General features: G+C 70.4%; 10 protein-coding genes and 3 pseudogenes. 6 read left to right on the top strand and 7 right to left on the bottom strand.

From position 1 onward, the window contains the following. From G6R13_RS11910 to G6R13_RS11895, 4 genes and pseudogenes are all read right to left on the bottom strand, one after another. Positions 1-223: pseudogene (locus G6R13_RS11910) on the bottom strand (IS256 family transposase); the annotation flags it as partial. Positions 224-532: 309 nt separating this feature from the next. Next, on the bottom strand, positions 533-1,006 hold the full coding sequence (locus G6R13_RS11905) for a signal peptidase II (protein ID WP_227718746.1): 474 nt from the start codon (positions 1,004-1,006) through the stop codon (positions 533-535). A 181-nt stretch (positions 1,007-1,187) separates the two neighbouring features. Continuing rightward, positions 1,188-3,143, bottom strand: coding sequence for a cation-translocating P-type ATPase (locus G6R13_RS11900; protein ID WP_199727645.1), 1,956 nt, complete (start codon positions 3,141-3,143; stop codon positions 1,188-1,190). Next, positions 3,140-3,502 (bottom strand): metalloregulator ArsR/SmtB family transcription factor, encoded by a 363-nt coding sequence (locus tag G6R13_RS11895; RefSeq protein WP_060775722.1) that lies wholly within the window; start codon positions 3,500-3,502, stop codon positions 3,140-3,142. Before G6R13_RS11895 ends, G6R13_RS11900 begins: the two co-directional genes overlap by 4 nt. A 152-nt stretch (positions 3,503-3,654) precedes the next feature. Here G6R13_RS11895 and G6R13_RS11890 point away from each other — a divergent pair, with 152 nt between their 5' ends. The 5 genes from G6R13_RS11890 (at position 3,655) to G6R13_RS11870 (ending at position 7,264) form a co-directional block, all read left to right on the top strand. Then, entirely contained in the window at positions 3,655-4,404 is a 750-nt protein-coding gene (locus G6R13_RS11890; protein WP_036313837.1) for a cytochrome c biogenesis protein CcdA, read from the top strand. Positions 4,405-4,446: 42 nt separating this feature from the next. After that, positions 4,447-5,172 (top strand): thioredoxin domain-containing protein, encoded by a 726-nt coding sequence (locus G6R13_RS11885; RefSeq protein WP_081097719.1) that lies wholly within the window; start codon positions 4,447-4,449, stop codon positions 5,170-5,172. A 61-nt stretch (positions 5,173-5,233) separates the two neighbouring features. Further along, positions 5,234-5,893, top strand: coding sequence for a vitamin K epoxide reductase family protein (locus tag G6R13_RS11880; protein ID WP_036313831.1), 660 nt, complete (start codon positions 5,234-5,236; stop codon positions 5,891-5,893). A 54-nt stretch (positions 5,894-5,947) separates the two neighbouring features. After that, on the top strand, positions 5,948-6,325 hold the full coding sequence (locus G6R13_RS11875; protein WP_036313828.1) for a metalloregulator ArsR/SmtB family transcription factor: 378 nt from the start codon (positions 5,948-5,950) through the stop codon (positions 6,323-6,325). Positions 6,326-6,355: 30 nt separating this feature from the next. Then, on the top strand, positions 6,356-7,264 hold the full coding sequence (locus tag G6R13_RS11870; protein WP_036313825.1) for a cation diffusion facilitator family transporter: 909 nt from the start codon (positions 6,356-6,358) through the stop codon (positions 7,262-7,264). A 205-nt stretch (positions 7,265-7,469) separates the two neighbouring features. Here G6R13_RS11870 and G6R13_RS11865 read toward each other — a convergent pair whose 3' ends face one another. The 3 genes and pseudogenes from G6R13_RS11865 to G6R13_RS11855 form a co-directional block, all read right to left on the bottom strand. Further along, positions 7,470-8,087 carry a recombinase family protein gene (locus tag G6R13_RS11865; protein WP_036313821.1) on the bottom strand — a complete coding sequence of 206 codons (618 nt, stop codon included), beginning with the start codon at positions 8,085-8,087 and terminating at the stop codon, positions 7,470-7,472. Between the two features lie 124 nt (positions 8,088-8,211). Further along, positions 8,212-9,378, bottom strand: coding sequence for a TniQ family protein (locus tag G6R13_RS11860; RefSeq protein ID WP_080981719.1), 1,167 nt, complete (start codon positions 9,376-9,378; stop codon positions 8,212-8,214). After that, positions 9,375-9,614: pseudogene (locus G6R13_RS11855) on the bottom strand (transposase); the annotation flags it as partial. The pseudogene G6R13_RS11855 and the gene G6R13_RS11860, both read right to left, overlap by 4 nt. Before the next feature lie 53 nt (positions 9,615-9,667). On the opposite strand from G6R13_RS11855, the pseudogene G6R13_RS11850 reads away from it, so the two are divergent. Beyond that, a pseudogene (locus G6R13_RS11850) lies at positions 9,668-9,929 on the top strand (IS256 family transposase); the annotation flags it as partial.

The following is a 9,929-nucleotide window of genomic DNA, read 5'->3' as shown; positions in this document are numbered from 1 at the left end:
CCTCGCTCGAGCCCTTCTCGTAGCCCAGATGGCTGGTCAGCTCGGCCTGCAGGCCCCGCTCGAGCGCGGCCTTGACCAGCGCGGGCACGAACCCGCCGTCACCGGTGAGCTCGACGCCGCCCGCGTCGATCTGCGCGAACAGGGCATCAAGCTGCCCTGAGGCTTTCAGCTGCTCGACCAGGTCCTGGCCCGAGGGCTCGCCTGGGTTCTTCTCGTCGATCATGGTCATGATTCTTACCGTTCCTCTCGGTACGGCTTACACAGACCATCTGACACGCCCGGCCGTCGGCCTGTGCACGATCGGCCCCTTGACCACAGGGGTCAGGAGCACCGGGGTCGGGACGCGGATATGGTCTGTCGTTCCCAGGGCCGGGGCTTCTGCTCCATCGCCGACCGGCGTCGAGGCGTGCCACCCACCTGTCGCACCGCCCCACCCCGCCAAGATCACCGTGTGGTCTCGTACGGCGCCGGCAGGTTGACTCCCTAGGGGGGACCGACTGCAGCGGGCCGCGGAGGGGAGTCCTAGTAGTGGTTATCGCGCGGCGTCGACGGTGCCCCGGTCGGGCACCGTGGCGGTCAGGAGGACCGCGGCCAGCGCCCCGCCGACAATGAAGATGTCCGCGATGTTGCCGATGAACCAGTTCCCGTAGGCGAGGAAGTCCACCACGTGGCCTTGCCCGAATGACGGTGGGCGCAGGAGCCGGTCACCCAGGTGGGAAGTCACCGCGCCGCCGAGACACCCGATCACGATCGCCCAGGACACGGTACGGACCCGGAGGGTGAACCAGATCGCCGCGGCGACCGCCACCGCCGAGATGATGGTGAAGATCCAGGTCGAGTTGGCCCCGAACGAGAAGGCCGCCCCGGGGTTGTAGGCCAGCTGGAGCCCGAGCAGCTCACCCAGGAGCGGGACTCGCTCGCCCGTGGACAGGCTGTTCTCCGCCCACCACTTGGTCACCTGGTCCAGGACCACTACGCCGGCCCCGATCGCAATGGTCAAGAGCACCAGGGGGTACCTGCGCCGATGGTTCATTCGTGTCCTTTCGCGGTGCGCCCGTTTCCCGGCGCCTCAGTGGATTGACCGACCTCCGCACGACCTACGCAGTCACTGGAAGGTACCGGACGGCGCGGGCAGGCCGGGTCTCACCGTGCCTGCGGAGCATCTACCCCGCAGGCACGGTGGGAGCTCATCCCACGGTGGAGCGTTGGGCCTGCCGGTCGGTGAGGGATGCCAGGGCGGTGCGTCGGGTGGTGGCCGCACGCAGGCCGTTGCCGATGACGATGACCTCGGCGACCTCGTGCACCAGGACCACGGCGGCCAGGCCGAGCATGCCGGTGATGGCCAACGGCAGCAGCACTCCGATGATCAGCAGCGACAGGACGATGTTCTGGTTCATGATGGCCCGGCCGCGGCGGGCGTGGGCCAAGGCCTGGGGGATCAGGCGCAGATCGTGACCGGTGAAGGCCACGTCCGCGGACTCGATGGCCGCGTCCGAGCCGGTGGCGCCCATGGCGATGCCGACCTCGGCGGCGGCCAGGGCGGGGGCGTCGTTGATGCCGTCCCCGATCATCGCGGTGGGCCGGGTGCCGGTCAGCTGACCGACGGCGGCGGCCTTGTCCTCGGGGCGCAGCTCGGCGCGAACGTCGCCGATGCCGGCCTGGGCAGCGATCGCCCGGGCGGTGCGGGCGTTGTCCCCGGTGAGCATCGTCAGGCCGATGCCCTGGCCGGTCAGGGTGGTCACGACGGCGGGGACCTCGGGGCGCAGTTCGTCACGGACCCCGATCGCTCCGGCGACCGTCCCGTCGCGGTGGATGATGACCACGGTCATGCCCTGGTCCTCCAGCTGCTGGACCTGGGCGGCCAGGGGCCCGGGGTCGAGCCAGCGGGGGCTGCCGACCGTGATCGTGGCCCCGTCGATACGGCCGGTGATGCCGTGCCCGGCGGTCTCGGTGACGGCCTTGGCCCCGGGTGCGTCGGGGGCGGCGGCGATGATGGCCGCGGCCAGCGGGTGGGTGCTGTGCTGTTCCAGCGCGGCGGCCCAGCCCAGCACCTGATCCTCGGTGAGGCCGGGGGTGGTGAGCACGGCGGTGACGGTGGGCTGGTTGCGGGTCAGGGTCCCGGTCTTGTCCACGGCCAGGTGGCGGATCCCGCCGAGGCGCTCGAAGGCGGCCCCGGACTTGATGACGACCCCGAACCGGCTGGCCGCGCCGATCGCGGAGACCACCGTGACCGGGACCGCGATGGCCAAGGCGCAGGGGGAGGCGGCCACCAACACCACCAGGGCGCGGGTGATCCACAGTTCCGGGTCCCCGAGCAGGGACCCGAGGGCCGCGACGAGCACGGCCAGGATGAGCACCCCGGGCACCAGGGGCTTCGCGATCCGGTCGGCCAGCCGGGCCCGGTCCCCCTTCTCGGCCTGGGCCTGTTCGACCAGGTGCACGATGGTGGTCAGGGAGTTGTCGGTGCCGGCGGCGGTGGCGTCAATCTCCAGGGCCCCGGCGGTATTGATCGACCCGGCCGAGACGGTGTCTCCCGGGCCGACCTCGACCGGGATGGACTCGCCGGTGATCGCCGAGGTGTCCAGGGAACTGCGCCCGGTACGCACGATCCCGTCGGTGGCGACCCGTTCCCCGGGCCGGACCACGAGCACCTGCCCGGGTCGCAGGTCCTTGGCCTCGACCTCCACCGTGGCCCCGCCGGCCCGGATGGTCGCGGTCTCGGGCACCAGTTTCAGCAGGGCGCGCAGGCCCGCCCGGGCCCGGTCCATGGCCTTGTCTTCCAGGGCCTCGGCGATGGAGTACAGGAACGCCAGGGCGGCGGCCTCCTCGATGTAGCCCAGGATCACCGCGCCGATGGCGCTGATCGTCATCAGCAGTCCGATCCCGAGCCGGCCCCGGGTGAACAATCCGCGCAGCGCCCCGGGCACGAAGGTCCAGGCGCCCAGCACCAGCCCGACCCAGAACACCACCGTGGCCACGAGACCGGCCCCGGACCATTCCAGGACCAGCCCGGTGAGGAACGCCAGCCCGGAGAGCGCCGGGAGCAGGATGGCTGCATCGCGCCACCACGGCCGGTGCTCCTCGTGCTCCTCGGGTGCACCGGGAGTGGGGGTCGGGGCCTCGCAGCCGCAGGCGGCGCTCACGAGGCCACCTCCGCCGTGTCGCAGCACCCGGGTACCGGGCAGCCCGGGTCCAGGCAGGGCGCGGAGGCATCCACCGCGAGGGTCACCTCGAGCAGACTGCTCAGCGCCCGGGCCAGGTGCGCATCGACGATCGCGTACCGGGTGCGGCGGCCCTGGTGCTCGACGGCCACGATCCCGCAGTCCCGCAGGCAGGCCAGGTGGTTCGACACGTTCGACCGGCTCAGCCCCAGGGCCTGGGCCAGCTCGGCCGGATACCCGGGGCCCTCCAGCAGGGACAGCAGGATCCGGGATCGGGTGGGGTCGGCCATCGCCCGGCCCAGCCGGTTCATCACGTCCAACCGTGTCGCAATCGTCAGCATGTGGTGAACTATACAGCCTGCACTGTAGTCTCTTGCGGGGTTTCGCCCGGGCCGGGCGACCCCGATCGATTGAATCAGTGAGGACCCTCCGTGACTGCCCGTTGCTGCCCCACCTTCCCGCATCGCCGCTGCCGGGGCCGAGGAGGACGGCCATGAGCCTGGGTGGGTTCTTCGCCGAGATGGTCCAGTCCGGGGCACTGCTGGTGGCGATGCCGCTGGCCGTGGTCGCCGGGCTGGTGTCCTTCCTCTCCCCGTGCATCTTGCCGCTGGTGCCCGGATACCTGGGGTATGTCTCCGGGCTGGCCGACCCGCGCCGGGCGGACAACCGGCGCCGGGTGATGACCGGGGTGGGACTGTTCATTATGGGCTTCGCCGCGGTGTTCACCCTCTACGGGGCCGCCTTCGGGGTGATCGGCGGGTGGCTGTTGCAGTGGCAGGACGCGCTGATCCGGGCCTTGGGGGTGTTCGTGATCCTGATGGGCCTGGTGCTCATCGGCTGGCTGCCGTTCCTGCAGAACACCCGGCGGATGTCCTTCCAGCCCAGGACCGGGATCGCCGGGGCCCCGCTGCTCGGGGTGGTCTTCGGCCTGGGCTGGACCCCGTGTATGGGCCCGACCCTCAGCGCCGTGCTGGCGTTGAGCACCACCACCGGGGACCCCTGGCGCGGGGCCCTGCTGGGCTTCCTCTACTGTCTGGGCCTGGGCATCCCCTTCGTGCTGGTGGCGATGGGCCTGGACTGGGTCACCCGAACGCTGGGCTTCGTCCGCCGCCACATCCGCGCCTTCAACATCATCGGCGGGGTACTGCTGGTGCTCGTCGGGGTGCTGATGGTCACCGGGATCTGGACCCTGTGGATCTACCAGCTGCAGAACCTGGCCGGCACCTTCACCACCCCCGTCTAACCCCGCCCGCACACGCCCCCCACCTCACGGATTGGACCGCTCGTGACTTCCCCTGACCCCACCGCTTCCACCCCGTCCCGGCAGCGCCGGGCCAAGATCGTGGTCTGGGTGCTGCTGGGCCTGGTCGTGGCCGCCGCCCTCATCGGTTACCTTGTGGCCCGCGGGACCGCCACCGCCCAGCAGCAGGACCCCAACCAGTCCACCGCCCAGTCCACCGGGCAGTCGACTGGGTCTGCCGGTCAGTTGGTGCGGGAGAATAGCCGGGTGCTCTCGCAGGCCCCCAATGAGAAGGCCGTGCTGGTGGAGTTCCTGGACTTCGAGTGCGAGGCCTGCGCGGCGGCTTACCCCTTCGTGGAGGACCTGCGCGCCGAGTATGCGGACACCGTGACCTTCGTGCACCGGTACTTCCCGCTGCCGGGCCACCCGAACTCGGTCACCGCGGCCATCGCCGTGGAGGCCGCTGCCCAGCAGGGCGCCTACGAGTCGATGTACCAGAAGATGTTCGAGACCCAGACCGAGTGGAGCCACACCACGGAGGACCGCAGCCCGGTCTTCCGGGCCTACGCCGAAGAGTTGGGCCTGGACATGGCCGCCTACGATGCCGCGGTGGCCGACCCGGCCACCCGGGACCGGGTCGAGCTGGACGTGGCCGACGGCACCGCCCTGGGCGTGGCCGGGACCCCGACCTTCTACCTCGACGGTGAGCCGCTCACCGTGAACAGCCTGGAAGAGTTCACCGCCGCCGTCGAGGCCGCCACCCAGGACTGACCGCCCGGACCATCCGCGGCCACCCGGGCCAGAGCAGAGGACCGAGAGCAAAGGACTTCCCATGACCGACCGGCTCACCGAGCCCACCGCCCCGAGCGCCGCCTCCCCAGTATCGGCAGCCGGCCCGGCGCCGGCCCCGGCGTGGTTCACCGGGCGCCGGGCCTTCGGCCTGGTGCTGCTCGTCACCGGCGCCGTCGGCTGGATCGCCTCGGCGACCCTGGTCCTCGAACGCCTCGCCCTCTACGAGAACCCCGGCCACACCACCAGCTGTGACATCAACCCCTGGGTGTCCTGCGGACGGGTCATGGGCACCTGGCAGTCCGAGCTGTTCGGCTTCCCCAACCCGCTGATCGGCATCGTCGCCTTCGCCGTGGTGATCTCCACCGCGATGGTCGTGCTCTCCGGGGCCCGGCCCGGCCGCGGGTACTGGCTCGGGCTGCAGGCCGGGGTCACCCTCGGGATAGGGTTCGTGGCCTGGCTGTGGTTCCAGGCCCTGTACGAGATCTACATCCTCTGCCTGTACTGCATGATCGTCTGGGCGGCCATGATCCCCCTGTTCCTCCTGCTCACCGCCCGCAACCTCGCCCACGGCGTGATCCCCGCCCCGCCGGGGGTGGTCCGGTTCGCCACCGGCTGGGCCGGGACCCTCATCGCCGTCGCCTACGTCGCCGTCGCCGGCTCGGTCTTCGTCCAGTTCCTCCCCGCCTTCACCGGCTTCTGACCGGTCCTGGGGCGCGACCTCGCCATTATCGACTGAAGGCGCTATCATCGTCGTATGACGATGATTAAGGAGCCGGGGGTGTCCCCGGCGGCGGGCCTGGGCCCGGCGGCGGCGCTGTTCCACGGGTTCTCCGACCCCACCCGGTTGGCGATCCTGCGGCACCTGGCCACCGGGGAGCACAAGGTGCGCGAGCTGACCGAGCACCTCGGGTTGGCCCAGTCCACGGTCAGTGCGCACCTGGCCTGCCTGGCCGGCTGCGGGTTGGTGGCCTCCCGGCCGGTGGGCCGGGCCTCGCTGTACGCCCTGGCCGCCGAGCCCGAGCTGCTTCAGGTGCTGGCCGCCGCCGAGCGGCTGCTGACGGTCACCGGGCACGCGGTCGAGCTCTGCCCACACTCCGGCACCCCGGGCCCCGACGGCCCCGCCGCGGCCTGAGCCCGGTCCCGGAGAAGGAGGACACAGTTAATGGGTGCACACCACCACGCCTCGCCGGCGCACCGCTGGCGGCTGGCGGTCGCTTTCGCCATCACCACGGCGGTGCTGCTGGCCGAGGTGGCCGGGGCGCTGATCACCGGCAGCCTGGCCCTACTGGTGGACGCGGCGCACATGCTCACCGACGCTGGCGGGTTGCTGATGGCCCTGCTGGCCTCCACCCTGATGGCCCGGCCGCCCACGGCCCGGCGCACCTGGGGGTTCCTGCGCGCCGAGGTGTTGGCCGCCCTGGCCCAGGCCGCCATCCTGCTGGCCGTGGGTCTCTACGCCTTCATCGAGGGCCTGCAGCGACTGTTCGCCCCGCCCGAGGTAGCCTCCGGCCCTCTGCTGCTGTTCGGGATCCTCGGCTTGGCCGGTAACCTCGCCTCGCTGGCCGTCCTCGGCTCCGGCCGCGGGGCCAACCTGAACATGCGCGCCGCGTTCCTGGAGGTCCTCAACGATGCGCTGGGCTCGGTGGCCGTGATCGCCAGCGCCCTGGTCATCGCCACCACCGGCTGGGCGCAGGCCGACGCCGTGGCCGGGATGCTCATCGCCGTGTTGATTGTGCCCCGCACCCTGAAGATCCTGGCCGAGGCCGCGCACATCCTGCTCGAATCCACCCCCCGGGACCTGGACCTCGCCGAGGTTCGGGACCACCTTGAAGCGGTGCCGCACGTGGTGTCCGTGCACGACCTGCACGCCTCCCAGATCGCCACCGGGGTCCCCGTGCTCAGCGCCCACGTCGTCGTCGAGGACCACTGCTTCCACGACGGGCACGCCCCCCAGATCCTGGACCAGCTCCAACACTGCGTCGCCGAGCACTTCGACGTGGCGATCGACCACTCCACCTTCCAACTCGAACCCGCCGCCCACGCCCACCACGAACACCCCACCCACCACTGACCCAGTGGGGCTGGTTGAGCAATAGACGCGTCCGCAGGAGGAACCCCCCACCGGACACACCCGCAGCCGACATGGATGAACAGTGGCACGCCACTAGGGACATCCCGCATGACCCGTCCGGTGGTCCGTCCCGCGACGGCACGTCATACGACACGCCCCCGGGTGGGTCACCATCGGCGGCACACAGCTCCGCAGCCCGCGGTGGTCATCGGCGTTGGGCCAGCACCTTCTGTCCGGCTTCGCGCAGTTCCCCCGTGGGTGAGACGTGGCGGTAGAGGGTCTGGCGGGTGATGCCCAGTTCCTTACACAGGGCACCGACGTTGGTGTCCTTGTTCCCCATCGAGGCCATCGCCAGGCGGATCTTGGCCGGGGTCATCTTGTAGGGCCGGCCGCCCTTGCGGCCTCGGGCCCGGGCCGAGGCCAGGCCGGCCTTGGTGCGTTCGGAGATCAGCTCGCGTTCGAACTCGGCCAGGGCGGCGAAGATCCCGAACACCAGCTTGCCGGAGGCGGTCGTGGTGTCAATCGCCGCCCCCTGGCCGGTGAGCACCTTCAGGCCCACGCCCCGCTCGGTGAGCTCGTGCACGATGTTGACCAGGTGGCGCAGGTCCCGGCCGAGTCGGTCCAGCTTCCACACCAGCAGGGTATCCCCGGCCCGCAGCGCTTTCAGGCACGCGGCCAGATGGGGACGGTCATCGCTCTTGCCGGAGGCCTTGTCCTCGTACAGAGCCTCCGGTTCCACGCCGGCTTCGAGCAGGGCGTCGCGTTGCAGGTCGGTGGCCTGGGAGCCGTCAGCCTTAGACACCCGCATGTACCCCACGAGCACCGCCCACCACCCCTGTCATTTATTCGATCGTTTATGTGACACGAGGCCCGCAGAGCGAGGTGTTGAGAAATATTGTCACGTAACCGGTCATTTATTCTACGTCTCGCAGACGGTCAAGGCGCAGCTATGGTGACAGGTAGTCCGAAGGGATGCCGAGCTCGGTGAAATTGCTCCGGACGCCTTGGATCACTTCGTCGTTGTCGCGGCGGTACATCGTGCAGAAGTTGAAGAGTTGGCGGGCGGTCTCGGGGGTGGTCCGGGCTTCCTCGACGACGGCCTGAAAGTTCTTTTTGATCTCCTGCCAACGGATGGCGGTGGGGTCCGTGGTTTGTTCGGTGCTGCCGGGGTCGCGGGAAATGTCCGGTTGGGGCAGGAACACCTCGGCTTCGCGTCCGGGGCAGGTCATGGCCCGGGTTTCGAGCAGGTGTATCGCGGTGGCGGCGGCTTCCAGGGACTGGAGTTGGCGCTGATCGGAGAGTTCCTCGTAGGGGCGCCACGGGCCCTGTCCGGCGCGGACCGGGTGGCCGGTGCGGTCCCACACCTGTCGTGTCAGCCGGCCGGGTGCGCCGCATTCGATGATGGTCGCGCCGAGCTCGTCGAGCAGCGTCCTGAGTAGTCGGAACCAGAGGCCTGCGTGCACCCGGTGTCGGGGAAGGGCGACGGATCCTGTGGTCAGGGCCTGCCAGGTCCGCTGGTCCATGCTCCGGATCGCCGCCCCGACCGGTCGCGGCTCGGGCCTACCCGGCGAGACGTGCCAGAAGTCGTGGTAGCCCACCGGGCCGTTGTGGCGTTCGAGTCGGCAGTGGTGGACGGGGCAGGAGAGCATTAGGGGCACCAGCCACGCCAGTTGGTAGGGGCAGGGAGGGGTGGATTCCATGGTGCAGCGCGGACAGGCCCGGTGTTGCCAGCCGGCATCCGTGGGCAACCAGGCCCGCCAGTCCTCCACGGTACGGTCGCGTCTCCTTCCCCGGGGCAGCAGTACCGCCAGCTGGCGGGTATAGGTGGTGTAGGCCTTCGCCGCTGGCTCGAGTTGGTCCAGCAGCCAGGGGGTCTGCCCGCCGAGAGTCATGGCCCGTATGGTGTCGGTTCCGGTTCTGGTGCGGCCGGCTAGCTGGTTGATGAATTCCTCCGGGGCGGCCACGTCCAGGTCCCCGGGGCGGGAGATGCAGAACCCGGTATCGAGAACGAGGTCCTCGACCTCGGCCCCGTAGCGGTGGGCTATCCGGCGCAGCCAGGAGGTGAGTGCCTCACCGGTGACCGGGGCCGGGTGCACCGGCCACCGAGTGCTCACAGCAGCTCGCGTTCGAAGACCCGGCGGCGTTCGGCCGGCCCGGTGTAGTTAGCCATCGTCAGGGTCCGGTGGTCGATGGCCTCGAGGCCGGACTCGACGGCGGCCACCGCGGCCGCGGTCAGCAGGTGGGCCAGCTCCCCGATGGTGCCCTCGCTGCGGGCCAGCAGGTAGCGGGCCATGTCCTCGGTGTCGATCACCGATGGTTTCCGGAGGGGGAAGGAGGCGGCGAAGCGGGCGTGTCAGATGGTCTGTGTAAGCCGTACCGAGAGGAACGGTAAGAATCATGACCATGATCGACGAGAAGAACCCAGGCGAGCCCTCGGGCCAGGACCTGGTCGAGCAGCTGAAAGCCTCAGGGCAGCTTGATGCCCTGTTCGCGCAGATCGACGCGGGCGGCGTCGAGCTCACCGGTGACGGCGGGTTCGTGCCCGCGCTGGTCAAGGCCGCGCTCGAGCGGGGCCTGCAGGCCGAGCTGACCAGCCATCTGGGCTACGAGAAGGGCTCGAGCGAGGCGCCGAAGCCCGCCAACTCCCGCCACCGGACCACCCCGC

This window comes from Micrococcus sp. Alg238-R198 (genome assembly GCF_900537135.1).
GTDB classification, from domain to species: Bacteria; Actinomycetota; Actinomycetes; order Actinomycetales; family Micrococcaceae; genus Micrococcus; species Micrococcus luteus.
This window is presented reverse-complemented; position numbering and strand designations above follow the sequence as displayed.

Bases quoted from the DNA above. Each gene is read 5' to 3' on its own strand.
- G6R13_RS11890 (WP_036313837.1), top strand. From the start codon at position 3,655: ATGAGCCTGGGTGGGTTCTTCGCCGAGATGGTCCAGTCCGGGGCACTG.
- G6R13_RS11880 (WP_036313831.1), top strand. From the start codon at position 5,234: ATGACCGACCGGCTCACCGAGCCCACCGCCCCGAGCGCCGCCTCCCCA.
- G6R13_RS11875 (WP_036313828.1), top strand. From the start codon at position 5,948: ATGACGATGATTAAGGAGCCGGGGGTGTCCCCGGCGGCGGGCCTGGGC.
- G6R13_RS11895 (WP_060775722.1), bottom strand. From the start codon at position 3,502: ATGCTGACGATTGCGACACGGTTGGACGTGATGAACCGGCTGGGCCGG.
- G6R13_RS11870 (WP_036313825.1), top strand. From the start codon at position 6,356: ATGGGTGCACACCACCACGCCTCGCCGGCGCACCGCTGGCGGCTGGCG.